The 19,294-nt window shown below is 56.9% G+C and carries 19 protein-coding genes; 6 read left to right on the forward strand and 13 right to left on the reverse strand.

Translation table 11 applies throughout. The features are described from left to right. Positions 1 to 36 precede the first annotated feature (36 nt). Positions 37 to 1,971 (forward strand): exoribonuclease II, encoded by a 1,935-nt coding sequence (locus ACCC84_RS05580; RefSeq protein WP_198773038.1) that lies wholly within the window; start codon positions 37 to 39, stop codon positions 1,969 to 1,971. A gap of 250 nt (positions 1,972 to 2,221) precedes the next feature. Continuing rightward, positions 2,222 to 4,288, forward strand: coding sequence for a carbon starvation CstA family protein (locus ACCC84_RS05585; protein ID WP_039992075.1), 2,067 nt, complete (start codon positions 2,222 to 2,224; stop codon positions 4,286 to 4,288). A 38-nt stretch (positions 4,289 to 4,326) separates the two neighbouring features. Here ACCC84_RS05585 and kdgT read toward each other — a convergent pair whose 3' ends face one another. Together kdgT and fsa are read right to left on the reverse strand one after the other, a co-directional pair. Further along, positions 4,327 to 5,310 (reverse strand): 2-keto-3-deoxygluconate transporter, encoded by a 984-nt coding sequence (kdgT, locus tag ACCC84_RS05590; RefSeq protein WP_004962557.1) that lies wholly within the window; start codon positions 5,308 to 5,310, stop codon positions 4,327 to 4,329. Positions 5,311 to 5,543: 233 nt separating this feature from the next. Further along, complete coding sequence (gene fsa / locus ACCC84_RS05595) at positions 5,544 to 6,209, reverse strand: fructose-6-phosphate aldolase (RefSeq protein ID WP_004962555.1); 666 nt, start codon at positions 6,207 to 6,209, stop codon at positions 5,544 to 5,546. A 335-nt stretch (positions 6,210 to 6,544) separates the two neighbouring features. On the opposite strand from fsa, the gene ACCC84_RS05600 reads away from it, so the two are divergent. Further along, entirely contained in the window at positions 6,545 to 7,291 is a 747-nt protein-coding gene (locus ACCC84_RS05600; RefSeq protein WP_004962546.1) for a DeoR/GlpR family DNA-binding transcription regulator, read from the forward strand. A 41-nt stretch (positions 7,292 to 7,332) separates the two neighbouring features. Here ACCC84_RS05600 and araD read toward each other — a convergent pair whose 3' ends face one another. Beyond that, positions 7,333 to 8,028, reverse strand: a complete 696-nt coding sequence (araD, locus tag ACCC84_RS05605) for an L-ribulose-5-phosphate 4-epimerase (RefSeq protein ID WP_371901639.1) — start codon at positions 8,026 to 8,028, stop codon at positions 7,333 to 7,335. Positions 8,029 to 8,427: 399 nt separating this feature from the next. Here araD and osmB point away from each other — a divergent pair, with 399 nt between their 5' ends. Next, positions 8,428 to 8,646 (forward strand): osmotically-inducible lipoprotein OsmB, encoded by a 219-nt coding sequence (gene osmB, locus ACCC84_RS05610; RefSeq protein WP_004962538.1) that lies wholly within the window; start codon positions 8,428 to 8,430, stop codon positions 8,644 to 8,646. A gap of 188 nt (positions 8,647 to 8,834) precedes the next feature. Here the strand turns inward: osmB and yciH are convergent, their stop codons facing one another. Then, complete coding sequence (gene yciH / locus ACCC84_RS05615) at positions 8,835 to 9,161, reverse strand: stress response translation initiation inhibitor YciH (protein WP_004962536.1); 327 nt, start codon at positions 9,159 to 9,161, stop codon at positions 8,835 to 8,837. Between the two features lie 11 nt (positions 9,162 to 9,172). Next, positions 9,173 to 9,901 (reverse strand): orotidine-5'-phosphate decarboxylase, encoded by a 729-nt coding sequence (pyrF, locus tag ACCC84_RS05620; RefSeq protein ID WP_182646443.1) that lies wholly within the window; start codon positions 9,899 to 9,901, stop codon positions 9,173 to 9,175. Positions 9,902 to 10,227: 326 nt separating this feature from the next. On the opposite strand from pyrF, the gene bhsA reads away from it, so the two are divergent. After that, the gene (gene bhsA, locus ACCC84_RS05625; protein ID WP_004962530.1) at positions 10,228 to 10,488 is read left to right on the forward strand and encodes a multiple stress resistance protein BhsA; all 261 of its coding nucleotides are present in this window, start codon (positions 10,228 to 10,230) and stop codon (positions 10,486 to 10,488) included. 162 nt (positions 10,489 to 10,650) lie between these two features. Continuing rightward, positions 10,651 to 10,947, forward strand: a complete 297-nt coding sequence (locus ACCC84_RS05630) for an Arc family DNA-binding protein (RefSeq protein ID WP_088499702.1) — start codon at positions 10,651 to 10,653, stop codon at positions 10,945 to 10,947. Positions 10,948 to 10,986: 39 nt separating this feature from the next. Here the strand turns inward: ACCC84_RS05630 and lapB are convergent, their stop codons facing one another. The 8 genes from lapB to ACCC84_RS05670 form a co-directional block, all read right to left on the reverse strand. Next, positions 10,987 to 12,159, reverse strand: coding sequence for a lipopolysaccharide assembly protein LapB (gene lapB, locus ACCC84_RS05635; RefSeq protein ID WP_004962525.1), 1,173 nt, complete (start codon positions 12,157 to 12,159; stop codon positions 10,987 to 10,989). Between the two features lie 6 nt (positions 12,160 to 12,165). After that, complete coding sequence (locus tag ACCC84_RS05640; protein ID WP_004962523.1) at positions 12,166 to 12,468, reverse strand: LapA family protein; 303 nt, start codon at positions 12,466 to 12,468, stop codon at positions 12,166 to 12,168. A gap of 280 nt (positions 12,469 to 12,748) precedes the next feature. Beyond that, a complete protein-coding gene (locus ACCC84_RS05645) occupies positions 12,749 to 13,546 on the reverse strand; it encodes a glucose 1-dehydrogenase (protein WP_198773035.1) in 798 nt (265 codons plus the stop codon). After that, positions 13,543 to 15,060: an FGGY family carbohydrate kinase gene (locus ACCC84_RS05650; RefSeq protein WP_371901640.1), complete on the reverse strand. Its 1,518-nt coding sequence runs from the start codon at positions 15,058 to 15,060 to the stop codon at positions 13,543 to 13,545. Before ACCC84_RS05650 ends, ACCC84_RS05645 begins: the two co-directional genes overlap by 4 nt. After that, the gene (locus ACCC84_RS05655) at positions 15,053 to 16,117 is read right to left on the reverse strand and encodes an ABC transporter permease (protein WP_004962517.1); all 1,065 of its coding nucleotides are present in this window, start codon (positions 16,115 to 16,117) and stop codon (positions 15,053 to 15,055) included. Before ACCC84_RS05655 ends, ACCC84_RS05650 begins: the two co-directional genes overlap by 8 nt. Positions 16,118 to 16,127: 10 nt before the next feature. Then, complete coding sequence (locus ACCC84_RS05660) at positions 16,128 to 17,627, reverse strand: sugar ABC transporter ATP-binding protein (protein WP_004962515.1); 1,500 nt, start codon at positions 17,625 to 17,627, stop codon at positions 16,128 to 16,130. Then, complete coding sequence (locus ACCC84_RS05665) at positions 17,624 to 18,253, reverse strand: DUF2291 family protein (RefSeq protein ID WP_004962513.1); 630 nt, start codon at positions 18,251 to 18,253, stop codon at positions 17,624 to 17,626. Before ACCC84_RS05665 ends, ACCC84_RS05660 begins: the two co-directional genes overlap by 4 nt. Before the next feature lie 62 nt (positions 18,254 to 18,315). Continuing rightward, positions 18,316 to 19,248: a D-ribose ABC transporter substrate-binding protein gene (locus ACCC84_RS05670; RefSeq protein ID WP_004962510.1), complete on the reverse strand. Its 933-nt coding sequence runs from the start codon at positions 19,246 to 19,248 to the stop codon at positions 18,316 to 18,318. Positions 19,249 to 19,294 lie beyond the last annotated feature (46 nt).

Below are 19,294 nucleotides of genomic sequence, written 5' to 3' on the forward strand. Positions count from 1 at the left end.
CAAATCTTGCCACTCACAACCCATTCACTGGACGATATGTTTCAAGATAACCCGCTGCTGGCGCAGCTTAAACAGCAACTTCACTCTCAAACCCCGCGTGTTGAAGGCGTAGTAAAAGGGACTGAGAAAGGCTTTGGCTTTTTAGAGGTCGATGGCCAAAAGAGCTATTTTATCCCGCCGCCGTACATGAAAAAAGTCATGCATGGCGACCGCATCGTCGCCACCGTCCACACCGAGAAAGAACGTGAAATCGCCGAGCCGGAAACCCTGGTCGAGCCATTCTTGTCACGCTTTGTCGGTCGGGTACAGAAGAAAGACGATCGCCTGTCAATCGTGCCGGATCACCCGTTGCTGAAAGATGCGATTCAATGTCGTCCAGGGCGTGAACTGACACATGACTTCCAGGCCGGCGATTGGGCGGTGGCGGAAATGCGTCGACACCCGCTGAAAGGTGACCGTAGCTTCCATGCCGAGCTGACTGATTTCATTACCAACGCCGACGATCACTTTGCGCCATGGTGGGTCACGCTGGCACGACATAATCTCGAAAAGGAAGCGCCAGAAATGGCGGCTACCCATCAGCCGACCGCCACTCTGGCGCGTGAAGATCTGACCGGTCTGGATTTTGTCACCATCGACAGCGCCAGCACCGAAGATATGGATGATGCGCTGTTTGTTCAGGAGAACGCCGACGGTACCCTGCAACTGACCATCGCTATCGCCGACCCGACCGCCTTCGTCGATCAGGGCAGCGCGCTGGATGACATTGCCCGCAAACGCGCCTTTACCAACTACCTGCCGGGTTTCAACATCCCGATGTTGCCGCGCGACCTGTCCGACAATCTGTGCTCGCTGCGCGCCAATGAGCGTCGCCCGGTACTGGCTTGCCGCGTGACCATCGCCGCTGACGGCGCGTTGGGCAGCGATATCCATTTCTTCGCCGCCGAAATCGAATCGAAAGCCAAACTGGTGTATGACGAAGTCTCCGACTGGCTGGACGGCATTGCCGGCTGGCAACCGCCAAGCGAGGCTATCGCCCAGCAGATTACCCTGCTCAAGCGGGTCTGTGATGCGCGCAACGGCTGGCGTCACCAGCATGCGCTGGTGTTCAAGGATCGGCCGGACTATCGCTTTGTCCTCGGTGAGAAAGGCGACGTGCTGGACATCATCACCGAGCAACGCCGTACCGCCAACCGCATCGTTGAAGAGTGCATGATTGCCGCCAACGTCTGCGCCGCCGTGGTGCTGCGCGATCGTCTGGGGTTCGGCATCTACAACGTGCACACCGGCTTCGACCCGGCGCTGGTGGAACAGGCAGTCAGCGTACTGCAGGCCAACGGGGTACAAGCCGAGGCCGAAAAACTGCTGACGCTGGAAGGCTTTTGCGAGCTGCGCCGTCACCTTGACGCACAGCCGACGCAATTCCTCGACAGCCGTATTCGCCGTTTCCAGACCTTCGCCGAAATCAGCACCGAGCCGGGTCCGCACTTTGGCCTCGGGCTGGAAGCTTACGCCACCTGGACGTCACCCATCCGTAAATACGGCGATATGGTCAACCACCGCCTGCTGAAAGCCATTATCAGCGAACAGGCCGCGCAGAAACCGCAGGAAGCGATCACCGTCCAATTGGCGGAGCGTCGCCGTCTGAACCGGATGGCGGAACGCGACGTCGGCGATTGGCTGTATGCCCGTTTTCTGCAAGACAAGGCCGGCACCGATACCCGCTTCAAGGCGGAAATCATCGACGTCACCCGCGGTGGACTGCGTGTCCGTTTGCTGGAAAATGGCGCCGTGGCGTTCATCCCTGCTCCATTCATCCACGCGGTGCGCGACGAGCTGGTGTGTAGCCAGGATACCGGCACCGTGCAGGTGAAAGGCGACGTGGTTTATCGCCAGAGCGACAGCCTGCAAGTCACCATCGCCGAAGTGCGGATGGAAACCCGCAGCGTGATCGCCCGCCCGGCACCATAACCGCCCACCCACTACGCTGCTTGTCGGGCGCCTTTATGGCGCCCGATTTTTTCCGTGGCATCCGTCACGCGCCCCGCCGACCAAGGTGACCTCATCATCTTGTTTTTTCACTAATACTCGCCTGAGCTCACATTTCTTATCCGTGCGGTTTCTCTTCGTGCGTAAACCTCCTATTTTTAACTTGGTGTTTACCTTCATAACAACATTGATGACCTCTCTCACTACTCTGCACACCAAGGAGTTGTTAACCATGAAGAACGTCAAGTCCGGAATAATCTGGCTAGCGGTGGCGTTGGTCGGGGCGTTTGCCTTCGCGATGCTGGCACTCAGCCGCGGCGAGCATGTCAACGCGGTCTGGCTGGTGGTGGCGTCCGTTGCCTGTTACAGCATTGCCTATCGGTTTTATAGCCTGTTTATCGCCAAAAACGTCTTCGAACTGGACGATCGACGGCTGACCCCGGCAGAGCGCCGTAACGACGGGCTGGATTACGTCCCGACCAATAAATGGGTACTGTTCGGCCACCACTTTGCCGCCATTGCCGGTGCTGGGCCGCTGGTAGGCCCCATTCTGGCGGCGCAGATGGGTTTTCTGCCAGGCACCATCTGGATCCTGGTTGGCGTGATGATGGCCGGTGCGGTGCAGGACTTCCTGATCCTGTTCATTTCCACCCGGCGTGATGGCCGCTCGCTGGGCGAAATGGCCAAGCAGGAACTTGGCGCCTTCGCCGGCGTGATCACCATGCTCGGCGCGCTTGGCGTGATGATCATCATCCTGTCGGCACTGGCACTGGTAGTGGTCAAAGCACTGGCCGACAGCCCATGGGGCCTGTTCACCATCGCCGCTACTATCCCGATCGCGCTGTTTATGGGCATCTACATGCGCTTTATCCGCCCGGGGAAAATCGCGGAAATTTCGGTGATTGGCTTCGTGCTGATGTTGCTGGCGATTATTTACGGCGGCAACGTGGCGCAGCACCCCTACTGGGGACCGTTCTTTACCCTGCACGGCACTACGCTGACCTGGGTTCTGGTGATTTACGGTTTTGTCGCGTCGGTACTGCCGGTGTGGTTGCTGCTGGCGCCGCGCGATTACCTGTCCACCTTTATGAAAATCGGCGTGATCATCGGTCTGGCGCTGGGGATCGTGTTTGCCATGCCGGAGCTGAAGATGCCGGCGGTATCACGCTTTATTGACGGTACCGGACCGGTATTCGCCGGTGCCCTGTTCCCGTTCCTGTTCATTACCATCGCCTGCGGCGCGATTTCCGGCTTCCATGCGCTGGTCTCCAGCGGCACCACGCCGAAACTGGTTGAACGCGAAAGTCACATCCGCTTTATCGGTTACGGCGCCATGCTGATGGAGTCCTTCGTGGCCATCATGGCGCTGATTTGCGCCTCGGTGCTCGATCCTGGCGTGTATTTTGCCATGAACTCACCGGCGGCGCTGATCGGCACCACGGTGGAAAACGCCTCGCAGGTGATTAACGGCTGGGGCTTTATCGTGACCCCGGAAACACTGGCGCTGATCGCCAAAGACGTCGGCGAAAATTCGGTGCTGTCACGCGCCGGTGGCGCGCCGACGTTTGCCGTCGGCATGGCGCATATCATCAGCGAGGTATTCAACAGCCGTGGGATGATGGCGTTCTGGTATCACTTCGCCATTCTGTTCGAAGCGCTGTTTATCCTGACTGCCGTCGACGCCGGGACCCGCGCCTGCCGTTTTATGGTGCAGGATCTGGTCGGCGTGGCGGTGCCGCGCCTGGCCAACAACCGTTCCTGGTTCGGCAACCTGGCTGGCACCACGGTGGCGGTCGCCGGCTGGGGGTTCTTCGTCTATCAGGGAGTGGTCGATCCGCTGGGCGGGATTAATACCCTGTGGCCGCTGTTCGGCATCGGTAACCAGATGCTGGCGTCAATGGCACTGATCCTCGGTACCGTGGTGTTGTTCAAAATGAAGAAGCAGCGCTACGCCTGGGTGACCATTGTGCCGACGGTGTGGTTGTTCATCACCTCGATGACCGCCGGCTGGCAGAAGATTTTCCATGAGAAACCGAGCATCGGTTTCCTGGCACAGGCGAACAAGTTCTCGGCCGGCATTGAGCAAGGCACCCTTATCGCACCGGCCAAAACGCTGAAAGATATGGAAACCATTGTGTTCAGCAATCAGATTAATGCCGCGCTGTGCGCTTTCTTTATGCTGGTGGCGGTAACGATGCTGGTTTCTGCCTTCTTCGTGATACGCAGAGCATTGAACTCCAGTATCCCGACGGTGAAGGAATCGGAGGTGACGCTGCGCGAACAAACCGGACGCCTTTGAGCTGCGGCATTAACAAGGGCGCCTTCGGCGCCCTTGTTTTATTTAACCATTGCCATCTGTTCGCGCATCGCCGCCCTGGCCTTGACCCGCCGAGACCACATGGCGGTGATGATTGGCACCAGCACCGAGGTGACGATCACCGAGGTGGCCACCAAGGCGGTGGCTGCCGGCGCAACCGCCTTGAACTGCGGCACCATTTCAGCAATCAATACCGGCGTTGCCACCGCCGCGCCGGCCGAGCTGGATGCCGCCACCCCGGCGGTACCGTCCCCACCGCCGATCAGTTTGTCAGCAATAATCAACGGGATACCGGTAATGATAATCACCGATACCCCCAGCAACACCCCCAATAGGCCGGTTTGCGCGATGACGCTCAGATCGATGGTGTTACCCAGCGCGAAAGCGAAGAACGGTATCAGGGCTTGCACCGCCTTGCCGAAAAATTCGCGCAGTTCCGGATCGAGATTGCCCAAGGCAAAGCCCACCAGGAACGGCAACACGGCGCCAACGAACACCTGTGGTTCGAACGAGGCGATGCCGGCAGTGCCCAGTATGATCATGGTCATCAGCGGGCCGGATTCCAGCGACATCAGCACAAAGGCGCCGGCTTCCTCTTTGCTGCCGTATTGCTGCATGATCGAGGCGTACAGGCCACCGTTGGTCATATCCATCGCCGCGACCAGGGCCAGCGTTGACAGTCCGGCAAAGAAGCCGATCTCTACGCCGTTCTCTGGCAACAAACGCGACGCTACCGCTGCCACCAGCCAGGCTACGGCGATTTTGGTGACCACCAGCGTGCCCGACTTGCGCAATACGGTGCCGGTGGCGCTCAACTTGATCGAGGCGCCCATGCAGAAGAACCATACCGCCAGAATCGGCACGGTGCCGGAAATCAATCCGTTGGTGAACGAGCCGAAATACTTGCCCGCCCCCGGCGCGAAGGTGTGACACACCGCGCCAATGAACAGCGGCACCAGCATCATGCCGCCTGGGATCTTGTCTATCGCACGTTTGATCTGCATTACCTACTCCACTTTAATTTGAACGGGTTACAGCAACGCATCGCCGACAGCCACCGACTTGGGCAGACTTCGTTGATGATTTCGTTGCGCAGATTAACTGTTCAATTGCTGAATTAAAGTGATCGGACGCATAATATCAAAACGCAGTTTCAATATTTAAGGTTAATCGTTTTAAAATAAAGACCAACGACAATAAAGGCGGCAAGAGCCGCCTGTAGCTATCCTCTCACCCCTTAGCCAAGCAGATGGGTACCAAACGCGTTCTGCCAATCCTGTTCAAAGGTTGCAACCGCGGCGTCCACCGCCGGCGTGGCAAGCAACTGCTCCGCCACCCCGACAGGCAACGTCAGCGACTGGCAGCCGGCCAGCATGCATTCCAGTGCCTGACGTGGCGTTTTGAAACTGGCGGCCAGCACCTTGGCATGCGGAGCATGCAACGTCAGCAACTGCTGCAGTTCGCGTACCATGACGATACCGTCTCCCCCCTGGGCGTCGACGCGGTTAACGTAAGGTGCTACATATTCGGCGCCGGCCAACGCCGACAACAGCCCCTGTGCCGCGCCGTAAACGGCGGTCCCCAACGTCGGGATCGACATGCTCTTCAGCTTCTTGATTGCCGCAAGCCCCTCGGCGGTGGCCGGAACCTTGACGATCAAACCCGGTACGCGCTGGTGCAACAGCACCGCATCCGCCACCATGCGTTCGGCATCGCCGGCCATCACCTGGGCGAACAATTTGCCGGTTCCGCCCAGCGCGTCGCGCAACGCCGGCAACACCTCCCAAATCGGTTTTCCTGCTTGTGCCACAATGCTTGGATTGGTGGTCACACCGTGCAGTGGCAGCACGCGCGCCAGACGTTTCACCGCGCTAACATCGGCGGTATCAAGGTAAAGCTCCATTTAAGCCTCCTGAATCGTAATGGGTTTATCCGTGTTCACACCATCATAAGCGATAGTGGCGCGTACGCGCTGATTAATGCGCTGGCACTCGCTGCCGCCAACGCCGAACGGCGCGGCATCGACGGGCTATACCGGCGTGCGGCCAGTCGACCCTAAACCGGCTATGGGCAACTTCTTGACCCATATCATAATTTAGTGATACGCATGGCTGGAAATTCGCTTATCTTTACCGCATTATCCCTTAATGCGTCGATACCGTTATCGCGTGAACAAAACTGATTATTTATACTTTTATCTTTGCGGCCGCCCGTTGGCAATCGCACCATCAGGTCATTATGAATTCAAGACAACAAACCATTTTACAGTTGGTCAACGATCGTCGGCGGATTAGCGTCGGCGAGTTGGCTCGCGCGGCTGGCGTCTCCGAGGTCACCATCCGCCAGGATCTGACCCTGCTGGAAAAGCGCAGCTATCTGAAACGCGTACACGGTTCGGCACTGGCGCTCGAAAGCGACGATGTCGATGCGCGCATGATGTCCAACTTCATCCTCAAGCAAAAGCTGGCGCAATATGCCGCCACGCAGATCAATGACGGCGAGACGGTTTTTATCGAAAGCGGCAGCGCCAACGCCCTGCTGGCACGCTATCTGGCCGAGCGCAAGCACGTCACGCTGATCACCGTCAGCCATTACATTGCCAATCTGCTCAAGGAGACCGAGTGCGAGGTGATCGTACTCGGCGGTATCTACCAGAAAAAAAGCGAAACCGTGGTTGGTCCGCTAACCCGCATGTGTATTCAGCAGGTGCATTTCAACAAGGCGTTTATTGGCATTGACGGCTACCATGCAGAAACCGGCTTCACCGGTCGCGATATGATGCGTGCTGACGTGGTAAATGCAGTGCTGGAGAAAGGGGTGGAAAACATCATCCTGACCGATTCGTCCAAATTTGGTCAGATTCAAGCCAATCCTTTAAGGCCGTTGGCCAAAATCGGACGCGTGATCACCGACTCACGCCTGTCGCTGGATTATCAGCATCAGTTAAAGCGCAGCGGTATTGCCTTCGATCTGGTCAACGAATAACGACTTCGGGCATAGCCTATGCCCGAGGTCACTGAGGCTGTTTACTGGCCATAGTAGGCGTTTTTACCGTGCTTGCGCAGGTAATGTTTATCCAGCAGGATTTGCTGCATCTGTGGCAAACCGGGCACCAGCTGGCGCGAAAAAATCCCCATATAGGCTATTTCTTCCAGCACCACCGCATTATGCACCGCTGTGTCGGCGTCTTTTCCCCAGGCAAACGGGCCGTGAGAATGCACCAGCACCGCCGGTAGCGCTGCCGCATCCAACTGACGCTGGTTGAAGGTTTCAATAATCACCCGGCCGGTTTCCCATTCGTAACGACCGTCGATTTCGTCGTCGTACATCAGACGGGTACAGGGAATGTCGCCATAGAAATAATCGGCATGGGTGGTGCCCCATGCGGGAATGTCCAGTCCGGCCTGCGCCCAGATGGTGGCATGACGAGAATGGGTATGCACAATGCCGCCAATCGATGCGAAGTCGAGATACAGTGCGCGATGGGTGTCAGTATCGGAAGAGGGTTTTTTACTGCCCTCCACCACCTTGCCGCTTTCCAGTTCAACCACCACCATGTCATTGAGCGTCATTGCCGGATATTCAACGCCGGAGGGTTTTATCACCATCAGGCCCGACTGGCGGTCGACGCCGCTGACGTTGCCCCAGGTAAAGGTGACCAGATTATGGCGCGGCAATGCCAGGTTGGCCTCCAGCACCTGTTGTTTTAGTTCGTTAAGCATCGGCTGTTCCTCAATCGCGTATTCTTGACCTATTGTCAAAGGCGACGGCGGTGGCAGGTATGGCAAAATTAGCTAAAGACCGCGCAGATTTCTGCTGGAAAAGCGTTTCTGCGCACTCGATGCCCCTAGCCTGCTTCCTCCGGTGACGGATTGCCGATAAAAAGCACAAATCACGTGCAGTTAATAAGGAATTTAAGACTTTTTACCTGTGAATATTTGTGTAGGTATTTATACTAATTAACGGCGGCAACACTGCCGTCAGGTTTTATTTATTTGGCTTTTAGCAAAAAATGCCAAGTTTTATTTCGATACTGTATGGGTGTTAGTAGCAGGCTTATTTGATGGATCACGCCTATACTTATTAAGGCACTTCCATATAGCCAATGCTAAGGAGAAGTCATGATGATTATCACTAAACGTTTTGCCACAGCCGCTCTGGCTATTACCCTGGCGTTTTCATTGAGCGCCTGTTCCAACATGTCCAAACGCGACCGTAACACCGCAATCGGTGCCGGTGCCGGTGCAGTCGGCGGTGCAGTGCTGACCGATGGTAGCGCATTGGGGACGTTGGGGGGTGCCGCAGTCGGTGGGATCATCGGTCATCAGGTCGGCAAATAAGCCGCTGATGGATGAGACCGCTGCCGCAAAGGCGGGCAAAAGCGATAACGCTTTGACGCATTAACGAGCAATAACAATTTCAGGTCTGTCTACATTTTGTCTGCGGTGTCTTGCTGCAGACTCGGGTTAACGCCCAAGCAACACCCAATGCCATGCCGCAGTGATGTACTGCGGCATGGCCACAGCGCTTAACCGCCTGCCAGTTTGACTTTCATGCCCTTGGCTTCAAGCAGCTGTTTGAGCAGATCGCGTTTATCACCCTGGATTTCGATCACACCGTCTTTAAGCGAACCGCCGCAACCACACTTTTTCTTCAGCTCCGCCGCCAATTTTTCCAATCCGCCGTCATCCAGATCGACGCCGGAAATCAGACAAACGCCCTTGCCCTTACGGCCGCTGGTTTGACGCTGGATGCGTACCACACCGTCACCTTTGGCGCGCTGCGGCTGCGGTTCCGCTTCCTTGATGCGTCCGCCGTCGGTGGAGTATACCAGTCGGCTATTGTTATCATTCATCGCACGCTCCTTTACGCCAATGAGGCGCGAATGGCGGCCAGCGTCGCGGCCGGATCGGCTGATTGGGTGATTGGCCGGCCAATCACCATGTAATCGACACCGGCAGCCAACGCCTGTTGCGGCGTCATCACCCGGCGTTGATCGCCGGCGGCACTGCCTGCCGGGCGGATGCCCGGCGTCACCAGCTGAAATTCGCGACCACAGGCGGCCTTCAGTCGTTCAGCCTCCTGCGCGGAACAGACTACGCCATCCAGACCGCAATCGCGCGTCAGGCGAGCCAGACGCTCCGCCTGCGCCGCCGGCTCGAGATCGATACCGACGCCGCGCAGATCGTCGGCCTCCATGCTGGTCAGCACGGTGACCGCAATCAGCAACGGCGCGTCGGCGCCATAAGCTTGCAACGCCTCTTTGGCGGCGGTCATCATGCGCGCACCGCCGCTGGCATGCACGTTGACCATCCACACACCCAGTTCGGCGGCGGCAGCCACCGCGCGCGCGGTGGTATTGGGAATGTCATGGAATTTCAAATCCAGAAAGACGTCAAAGCCACGCTGATGCAGGTCGTTGACCAACTGTGGCCCGAACAGCGTAAACATCTCTTTGCCCACTTTTAACCGACAGTGTTGCGGGTCAATGCGATCGGCAAAGGCCAGCGCCGCATTTTTATCGGCGTAATCCAGCGCAACGATAATCGGCGACGATTTTAAGCCCTTGTTATTGGTTTTATTTTCCGACTTCATTTGTTCACCCTTCTGTAAAATGGACATGGATGGTCATCACCCGTAAAAACCGACCGCCGCATTCTACATGCCAGCCCGTCGAAATCCCAGCCGCAACCGTGCTGACGATAAAGGTAATCTTACGCCACTTTCCGTCATTGCCGGTCAGGAAGCGTTTTTAGCTAGCTCACCCGCTGTAAAGCAGCGTCAAGATGGGTAAATTTTCAATCAAATTATTTGATAAAGATACTCAGCAATATCCGGTTTTATTCTTTATTGGCTGCTATATCATTTAACTCATCGGAAGCAAGTCGCTTCCCAACTGAAAAATACATCTGGAGCCAATTATGAAAAACATCAAATATTTTGCAGCAGCTGCCGTTATCGCCATGACTTCGTTTGCTTCCGTTGCCGCCGAGCCGGTTGATATGACTCAGGCAGAAAACCTGACCGCCGCAGGCGTCGTCTCTGCTGGCCACGCGTCGACCCTCAGCGGTCTGGAGGCCAAGCTGGCCGCCAAGGCGCAAGCCCAGGGAGCCAGCGGCTACCGCATTACCTCAACCACCGGTAACAACCTGATGCACGGTACCGCAGTTATCTATAAATAATATCTGTTGGTATAGGGCCCGAGTCGCTGGGCCCTTCCTGATTCGCCCTCGCCGTTCCTCTCCCCGCCAAATGTTACATATATATTAAATTTTTATTACACACTAGACAGTGAAAGGTTACTGGCTTAGCTTGAGATCTTCTAATCGCAGAAAGGCTTCAAAATGAGCGAGATATCGACACTGACTATTAAAATTCCTCTGGAATTAAAAGAAAAAATCAAAGCTGCGGCTCTGGAGAGTCAACTCTCGTTAAGTGCCGAAGTATGTCAACGCCTGGAAGACAGCTTTGCAGTAGCAGTCACTGCCGATGCGGCCAGCAAAAAAGCAGGCGCGCTGCACCACGGCGAAATTGATAATCAAGAAACCGAAGAAGCCATCGAACAGCCGTTAAGCCAGAAAGAACTCAAGAAGTTGCGCCAACTGTTAAAAACCGGCGTGAAGAACAGCAAGAAGAAATAAGCAAAGAAGATAAAACGGGGCGAAGATTCGCCCCGTTTTTTATTGACCATCCAGACCGCGGATCGGTTTCACCGACGCCCAGGCGCGGCACGATGGACAATGCCAATATAGCGAGTGGGCGGTAAAGCCGCATTTGTGGCAGCGATAACGTGGTTTGGTGCGGATCTGTTCGCCAACCATATCGCGCAGCAGCAACAGACTCTCTTTGGCGCGCCCGTCCTCGGCATCCGCCAGGTGGTAATCCATCAGGTGATAGAACACCCGCATGGTGGGGTGACGTTGCAGCTGTCGATTGATATAGACCTGCACCACCTCGCGCCCTTCATGCTGTTCGATGATTTCGGCCAGCATCAGTTCGGCAGTGGCACCGGTGTTCTCTTCCACGCAACGTTTGAGGAATTCAGCCCATGCGCCCTGCAACTGCGGCAACTGCTCATAGCATTCGTGCAGCATCGGCAGCGTTTCGCTGACCAGTTCCTTGTCCTGATCCAGCACGCGCTTGAGTGATTCTACCGCTTTACCGAACTCTCCCTGCGCCATATAGATACGGCCGAACATGATCGAAACGCGTGCGCACTGCTTGTCCGCCGACGCGGCGCGCTTCAACAGGCTCATCGCCTTGTCGAGATCGTCGCTGCCCATCGCCTGCAACGCCAGTTCGCAGTAGAAGTGCGCAATTTCAATGCGTTGTTTGTCTTTACCCAGTTTGACCAGCCTTTCCGCCACGTCAATCGCCTTCTGCCAGTCGCTGGTCGCCTGATGGATGACCAGCAGCTGTTGCAGTGCGGAAATACGGAAGTCGGTTTCGTCGGTCAGTTGGCTGAACATATCCTCAGCGCGATCGTACAGCCCGGCGGCCATATAATCGCGACCGAGCTGCTGCACCGCCAGCAAACGCTGTTCGAAGGTCAATGAGGCGCTTTCCATCAAAGCCTGATGGATACGAATGGCGCGATCGACTTCGCCGCGCGAACGGAACAGGTTACCCAACGTCAGGTGAGCCTCGACGGTGTTACTGTCCTCTTTCAACATATCGAGAAACAGATCGACCGCTTTGTCCTGCTGGTTGGAAAGCAAGAAGTTGACCCCGGCGACGTATTCGCGCGACAGTCGGTTGGCCTCTTGCTGTTTATCCTGCTGAGCGCTTCTGCGGCCCATATACCAGCCATAGGCGGCGGCGACGGGCAGCAACAGAAACAGCAGCTCTGACATAGAAGATTATTCCTTGCTGACAACGGGCTGAGCCGCTGGGTCAGCAGGCGATTCAAGCTGCAGTTCCAGCCTTTTGATCTTGCGTTCGGCGCGGCCCAGCGCAATGCGCGTACGCAGATAAAACAGGCCGCAAATAATCCAGCCGAGCACAAACCCGGTACCGAACAACGCAGCCAGCAGCGTAGAGACGCGATAATCGCCCTGCGCAACCAAATAGTTAAACGTCACGACCTGGTCGTTATGCGCACCCAATGTGACGGAAATCACGAAGATCACCAGAACTAGCAAAAAAATAAGCAAATATTTCACATTCTTTCCCGCGATGCCGAGTTAATCGGATGAATTATGCCCATACGTGGCGTCCCTAACCATTAAGTTAGCATTTCCCATCGCGGCAGGGAAACCCTGGCGTGCGATAAATCCTTGGCGATGGTGGCATATTCAGCAATAAATAACCCTCCCGTATAAATTAATGAGAAAGCTTCTCAAAAGGCGGGGTTTATCAATAATAGATGGGGACGAAAAGACAGATTGCAACCGAGGGATACCGCGACGCCGATGTCGTCGCGGTTTTTGTGACGTGGTCACGTCATGACATGATTAATCCGCCGTCAACGTTGATGGTCTGACCGGTGATATAGGCCGCGTCATCGGAGGCCAGGAAGGCCACCAGCCCGGCAACGTCCTGTGGCTGTCCGGCGCGCTTGAGCGGGATATTCTTGACCCATTCGGCCATCAGCTCTCCTTTACCGTAGCGCTTTTCCGCCGTGCCGAGAATTTCGCCCCACACGCGATCGTTATAGTCCCACATTTCACTCTCGATGATGCCCGGACAAAAGGCATTTACCGTGATGTGATGAGCCGCCAGTTCCAGCGCCAGGCTTTGCGTAATGCCAATCACCCCCATTTTGCTGGCCGCGTAGTGTGGCGTATAGATAAATCCTTGCCGCCCCTGGCCGGACGAGGTGTTGATCAGCCTGCCCCCCTGCTGTTTCACCATATATTTCGCCGCTTCACGACAACACAACCATACGGCGGTGGTGTTCACCGCCAGCACTTTTTCAAAGTCGCTTTTCGGCATTTGATCAAAACGATCGATGGTAATCACTCCGGCATTCTGTATCGAGACATCGATGCTGCCAAAGGTCTCCCACGCCTGTCGATAAAGATCGCCAACCTGTGCTTCGTCGGTCACATCGGCGTTGAGCGCCAGAATGTTCGCCGCATACTGCTGGCGTAACCGCTCGGCGGTAGCGTGCACCCGATCGGCATTAGACGTCATCACCAGATTGGCGCCCTGCTCGGCAAATCGTTGCGCAATGCCGGCGCCAATCCCGCGACAGGCGCCGGTGATCACCACGGTTTTCCCACTAAAATCACGTTTCATCTCGCTTGTTCTCCAGAAGATAACGCCGTTTCGGGCTGCCATAACGTGCGCAGCACCGCCTGCTGCCACCCCAGATAGCTGTGTTGCAGTTGCCGATGGCGCTGCATATCCGGGGTGAATTCATCGTGTTGCGGCAACATGGCCTGCAATCGCTGTCGATCCCAGCCCCATAACTGTCGCATCGCCAACAGCGCCGCCCCCAATGCGGACAGTTCCGCCGTGTTGCTGCGCACCACCGGGCAACCGAGCAGATCGGCTTGAAACTGCATCAGCCAGTCGTTGCGGCTAGGCCCGCCGTCGGCCATCAACTGCCGCAGGTTAAAGCCCGGCTGACTGCGCAGTACCGCGATCACATCGGCTATCTGGTAGGCCACCGACTCCAGCGCGGCGCGAATCAGATGCGCCCGTTGACTGCTGCGACTCAGTCCGCAAATCACGCCACGCGCCCGGTCATCCCACCATGGGGCGCCGGTTCCGGTGAGCGCCGGCACAAAATAAACGCCGTCGGTATCCGCTACGCTGTCCGGCAACTGGTTCAGCAACTGTGCTTCAACATCGCCGGTAATCGACAGCATCCACGCCAGCGCATCGCCGGTATGGGGAATGTTGCCTTCCAGCGCATACTGCAAACGCTTGCCGTCATGCCAGGCGATGGTGGTTGCCAGCGCGGTCATCCCCTGAACGACATCTTCAACGGGGGCCATTACCGACGATCCGGTACCGTAGGTGGCCTTGACCCGCCCGGTCTGCCCCAGCGCATGGCCATACAATGCCGCATGGGAATCGCCAATCATCGCGCAGATCGGAATGCCGTCGGCGATGCCGTCAATGCCTTGAGTAATCCCAAACCGGTGGCTCGACGGACAAACCTGTGGCAGTGCCGTGCGCGGGATGCCGAATAACGCCAGCATTTCGTCATCCCAGTCGCCGCTCGCCAAATTCAGCAATTGCGTTCGCGCCGCGTTGGATTGATCGCAGCAGAAGGACTGGCCACCGGTGAGTTGCCATAGCAACCAGGCATCGATGGTACCCAGACAGAGTTCGCCATTGGCAGCCAGTTGCTGCCCATCAGGCGTGTTATCCAGCAGCCAGCGCATTTTGCTCGCGGAAAACAGCGGCGCCAGCGGCAAGCCGGTGATCTGGCGGATCGGCTGTTCCTGCCGATCGCGCCGCAGCTGTTGGCAAAACGCTGCCGTACGTGAGCATTGCCAGCTCAGCGCCGGTCCAATCGGCTGGCCGCTGGCGCGCAACCAGCCAATCACGGTTTCCCGCTGGTTGCTGATGGCGATGGCGGCGATACGCTGATCGCCTACCGCCGCCATCGCTTCGCGTAATACCGCCAGCGACGCCGTCAGCAGATCCTCGCCACGCTGTTCTACCCATCCGGCCTGTGGCGTCTGCAACTGCAGCGCGCGGCTGGCCTTGGCAATCGCCTGACCCTGTGCATTCACCACCACCGCTTTGGCATTGCTGGTACCTTCATCCAGCGCGATAATGCAATCCTTGCTAGCCATGGCTCACCTCGGTTAATGGTTGTGCTGTCTTTTTTTCGTGACGTTGCATCAGCGTGACTTTGCTCTGCAAACGCTGCTGGAATTGGTCAATCACCACCGCCGTGACGATCACCAGCCCTTTGATTACCATCTGCCAGAACTCGCTGACGCCCATCATCACCAGACCATCGGCCAGAAAAACGATGACAAACGCGCCGATGATCGAGCCAAATACCCGTCCACGACCGCCACTCAAGGCGGTGCCTCCCAGCACCGTGGCGCCGATGGCATCCATCTCGAACATGTTGCCGGTCATCGGGTGGGCGGTTTGCAACTGTGAGGCAATCACCAGCCCGACCAGCGCGGCGCACATGCCAGAGAAGGCATAAACGAACAGCTTTACCTTGACGATCGGCACGCCGGACAGCCGTGCCGCCGGCTCATTGCCGCCGATGGCATAGATATAACGACCAAGCGGCGTTTTCTTGGTGATATAGATGCCCAGCACGACCACCGCCATCATCAGCCAGATCGGATTGTAAATACCGAACAGCGAGCCCGATCCCAGCGTGGCAAAGCCGGTGTTGCCGAGCGCCTCCATGCCCACCAGATTGGGGTAGGTTTTACCGTCGGCGGTCAGCAGCGCCGCGCCGCGCGCCACGTACATGGCGCCCAGGGTACAGATAAACGGCGCAACCCCCAGTTTGGTAATCAGCGTGCCGTTTATCAGACCGAACAGCAGTCCCAGTAATACCACCACGCCGCACACTTCAAACACGTTAAGAAACAGCAGATTGTCGCCCCATAGCGGCACGCCGACCGTCAGCAGCGCGCCTGCGATCATGCCGCATACGCCAGCCACCGCCCCGACCGACAGATCGATGCCGCCGGTGAGGATCACCAGTGTCATACCCACCGCCAGCAGACCGGTAATCGCGACATGCTGCGTCATGATCAACAGGTTGGATACCGTCAGGAAGTTAGGCACCATACTGCTGAAGAACAGCACCACCAGCAGCAATGCAATAAAGGTGCGCGCCTGTAGCAAATACATATACAGTCGATATTTGGTTTGCATCTCGTGATCCTTATGCGTGCGGAGTTGAGGCGCGAATCAGCGTTTCTCGATCGGCCTGTTCACGCGGCAAATCGGCGGTCAATCGGCCGTCAGCCATTACCATTACCCGATCCGCCAGCGACACCACCTCATCCAGTTCCGAAGAGGAAAACATCACCGCCAGTCCTTGCCGTGCCATGGCGCCAATCAGGTGGTAGACATCGGTCTTGGCGCCAACGTCGATACCGCGCGTCGGCTCATCCAGAAACACCACCTGCGGCCCGGTCAACAGTGCCTTGCCAAGCACCACTTTCTGCTGGTTACCGCCGCTGAGCGAGGTGACGGGCAGGTCTGCATCGCTGACTTTTATCGCCAGTTTTTCGATCATGCCGTTCAGCGCCGCCGCTTCGGCAGTGCGGCGAATCGGCGCAATGGCATTCCAGCCGTGGCTGGCCAGCGTCATGTTGGCGCCAATCGACATCATCTGCACCAACCCTTCCGCCTGACGATCTTCGGGCACCATCACCATGCCGTCGGCCATTCTCTGGCGGAAGCTCAGGCGCTCGACCGTTTTGCCATTGAGAAAAATACGCCCGTCACTGTGGCTCATCACGCCGTTGATCACCTTGAACAGTTCAGTGCGCCCCGCGCCCAACAGGCCATAAATGCCGATCACTTCCCCTTTACGCAGCGAAAAGCTGACGTCATTAAGCCGGTAGCCACCGTTTTCATGCGGCAGGGTCAGATGTTCGACCCGCAAAACTTCCTCGCCCTGGGGTGCAGGCTGGTAATCGAACTGCTTTTTCTTTTCGCCGACCATTTTTTCAATGATCCAGGGAATGCTGACGTTGGCCACCGGTTCGCTAGCGACAAAGCGGCCATCGCGAAACACCGTAATGTGATCGCCGATCTCCATCAGTTCCTCCAGTCGGTGGGAGATATAAATCAACGTCACGCCGCGTTTCTTCAAGTCCGCAATCACGCTGAACAAGGTGCGGACTTCCGCCTGGCTGAGCGCCGAGGTCGGTTCATCCATGATCAACACCCGGGTGTCCTTGGCCAACGCGCGGGCGATCTCCACCAACTGCTGATGGCCAATCGCCAGATTGCCAAGCGGCATATGCGGATCGATGTCCAGTTCCAGCCTCGCCAGTAGCGCCTTCGCCAGCTGATATTGGTACTCGACGTTGATACGCCCGCGTTGAAAGAACTCGTTGGCCATAAAGATGTTGTCCATCACCGACAGGTTGGGAAACAGGTTCAACTCCTGAAAAATGATGCTGATGCCGTGTTTTTCCGCCTGCTGGGTAGACGACAGTTCGAGGCGCTGCCCGTCCAGTTCGATGGTGCCGGACGACGGCCGTTCAACGCCGGCCAACAGTTTCATCATGGTGGACTTACCGGCGCCGTTTTCACCAATCAGTACGTTGACCTGATTACGCAACACACGATAATTGACGTTATCCAGCGCGGTAACGCCAGGATAGAGCCGCGAGACGTTATGGGTTTCAATGATGACCGGACTGTTCATAGTCCCCCCTGCGGTTGGATGCGCACCGGCGTCAGCAGCAAGGGTTCGGCAGGCATCTGCCAACTGCTGAACACGCCATACACGGTAATTTTTTCACCGACCGTTGGCTTGAAGCCGCCCAGTCCCTCAATCGACGCCTGATTGATCGCCTTGCCAAATTCGCCAAACAACGTTTGATCGTTGAAATCGCCGTAGTTCAAGCCGCGATAGCCGTCACGCAATACGGTGCCGCGATACACCGGGCCAATCTGCACCTCCACGGCACCCAACGGCGCACCGTCCGGCTTGATGGTTACCCGCCCGCTGCGCGAACGGCTATTAATGGCGACGATCTCACCGCTGACCACGGTAGTGAAGTGGCAAGGAAATTCCGGCTGGGCGCGATAGCCCAACTGCTGGCAGGCGCCGTCGAAATCTTTCGCCTGTTCAATCCGCTTCATCAGCTCGGCCAATGGCAACGCGCTGTTGACCACCTGCGGCGCAATCTGCTGGCGATAGATCTCGCCCGCCTGCGCCAGATGGGGATTGACCGGCGCTTGCAACTCCGCCAACTTTTGTTGTGAAACGATACGGCAGCCGCTGAGCGTCAGCATGACCGCGGCCGCCAGCGCAATGCGCATGGACATAACAACCCCTCCCGTCGCACCCCGCCGCCTGGGCGGGGCGTTGAAACAGACATCGCTGTGGTTTATGGCGTGAAGTTGAAGTCTTTCACCTTCTGCGCATTGCTTTTGTCGATCGGAATGCCACGGAACATAATGCGTTCCTTGCCGCTGTAGCTGCCGGAAGTGAAGTAAGCGTCAAGGATTTCCACCCCCTGGCTGGCAATCGCCTGCGCCTGCAACATCACGCTGGCGTAGAGATCGCCGTTAACTATCGCATCACGCTCATCATTGCTGCCGTCAATACCAACCACCGTGACATCCTGACGTCCAGCGGCCTTTAACGACGCCACTACCCCCAGAGCCACCGGCCCGTTGCCGCAGATCACGCCCTTGACGTCCGGGTGCGCCTGCAAGATGCTATCCATGATGCGCTTACCTTCCAACAGGTTGCCCTTGGCATCCTGACGCGCCACGCTGACCATCTGCGGATATTGGTCAATCACATTGTGGAACGATTTGGATCGCGTAACGCAATTGTTGTCCGCCAGGTTGCAGGTCAGTTCGGCATATTTTCCGCTCTCCCCCATTTTTTCGACGAACTGGTTAGCCACGTCAGAGCCAGCCTGGAAGTTGTTGTGAGTGATTTGTGCCAACGCCACGCCATCAACCGGGATCTCGCGGTTGATCAGCACCACGGGAATACCGGCATTTTTAGCCTGTTGCACTGCGGCGACGCTAGCCTGTGAATCGGCGTTGTCCAACAGAATGCCCTGCACTTTACGGCCAATAACCAGGCTTATCAGTTCCCCCTGGCGCTTGACGTCCTCGCCGTGCGACAGCACCAGGGTCTGATAGCCAAGCGCCTTGGCTTTGTTTGCCGCCCCTTTGGCTTCGGCGGAGTAATACGGGTTATCGAGCGAATTGACCAGAATGGCGATGGTGCCCTTTTCCGCCGCTTGCGCGGACAACGCGGCAACACCGGCGAATAACGTCAGGATCGTTGCTATCTTTCTCATGATGTCGTTCTCTTATCGTTGTGTTGAACATCTTCTGGTGTTTGCA

Source organism: Serratia odorifera (assembly GCF_041448735.1).
Taxonomy (GTDB): Bacteria; Pseudomonadota; Gammaproteobacteria; order Enterobacterales; family Enterobacteriaceae; genus Serratia_F; species Serratia_F odorifera.

Coding starts and splice junctions, on each gene's coding strand:
- ACCC84_RS05580 (WP_198773038.1), top strand. CDS start 37: ATGTTTCAAGATAACCCGCTGCTGGCGCAGCTTAAACAGCAACTTCAC.
- ACCC84_RS05585 (WP_039992075.1), top strand. CDS start 2,222: ATGAAGAACGTCAAGTCCGGAATAATCTGGCTAGCGGTGGCGTTGGTC.
- kdgT (WP_004962557.1), bottom strand. CDS start 5,310: ATGCAGATCAAACGTGCGATAGACAAGATCCCAGGCGGCATGATGCTG.
- fsa (WP_004962555.1), bottom strand. CDS start 6,209: ATGGAGCTTTACCTTGATACCGCCGATGTTAGCGCGGTGAAACGTCTG.
- ACCC84_RS05600 (WP_004962546.1), top strand. CDS start 6,545: ATGAATTCAAGACAACAAACCATTTTACAGTTGGTCAACGATCGTCGG.
- araD (WP_371901639.1), bottom strand. CDS start 8,028: ATGCTTAACGAACTAAAACAACAGGTGCTGGAGGCCAACCTGGCATTG.
- osmB (WP_004962538.1), top strand. CDS start 8,428: ATGATGATTATCACTAAACGTTTTGCCACAGCCGCTCTGGCTATTACC.
- yciH (WP_004962536.1), bottom strand. CDS start 9,161: ATGAATGATAACAATAGCCGACTGGTATACTCCACCGACGGCGGACGC.
- pyrF (WP_182646443.1), bottom strand. CDS start 9,901: ATGAAGTCGGAAAATAAAACCAATAACAAGGGCTTAAAATCGTCGCCG.
- bhsA (WP_004962530.1), top strand. CDS start 10,228: ATGAAAAACATCAAATATTTTGCAGCAGCTGCCGTTATCGCCATGACT.
- ACCC84_RS05630 (WP_088499702.1), top strand. CDS start 10,651: ATGAGCGAGATATCGACACTGACTATTAAAATTCCTCTGGAATTAAAA.
- lapB (WP_004962525.1), bottom strand. CDS start 12,159: ATGTCAGAGCTGCTGTTTCTGTTGCTGCCCGTCGCCGCCGCCTATGGC.
- ACCC84_RS05645 (WP_198773035.1), bottom strand. CDS start 13,546: ATGAAACGTGATTTTAGTGGGAAAACCGTGGTGATCACCGGCGCCTGT.
- ACCC84_RS05650 (WP_371901640.1), bottom strand. CDS start 15,060: ATGGCTAGCAAGGATTGCATTATCGCGCTGGATGAAGGTACCAGCAAT.
- ACCC84_RS05655 (WP_004962517.1), bottom strand. CDS start 16,117: ATGCAAACCAAATATCGACTGTATATGTATTTGCTACAGGCGCGCACC.
- ACCC84_RS05660 (WP_004962515.1), bottom strand. CDS start 17,627: ATGAACAGTCCGGTCATCATTGAAACCCATAACGTCTCGCGGCTCTAT.
- ACCC84_RS05665 (WP_004962513.1), bottom strand. CDS start 18,253: ATGTCCATGCGCATTGCGCTGGCGGCCGCGGTCATGCTGACGCTCAGC.
- ACCC84_RS05670 (WP_004962510.1), bottom strand. CDS start 19,248: ATGAGAAAGATAGCAACGATCCTGACGTTATTCGCCGGTGTTGCCGCG.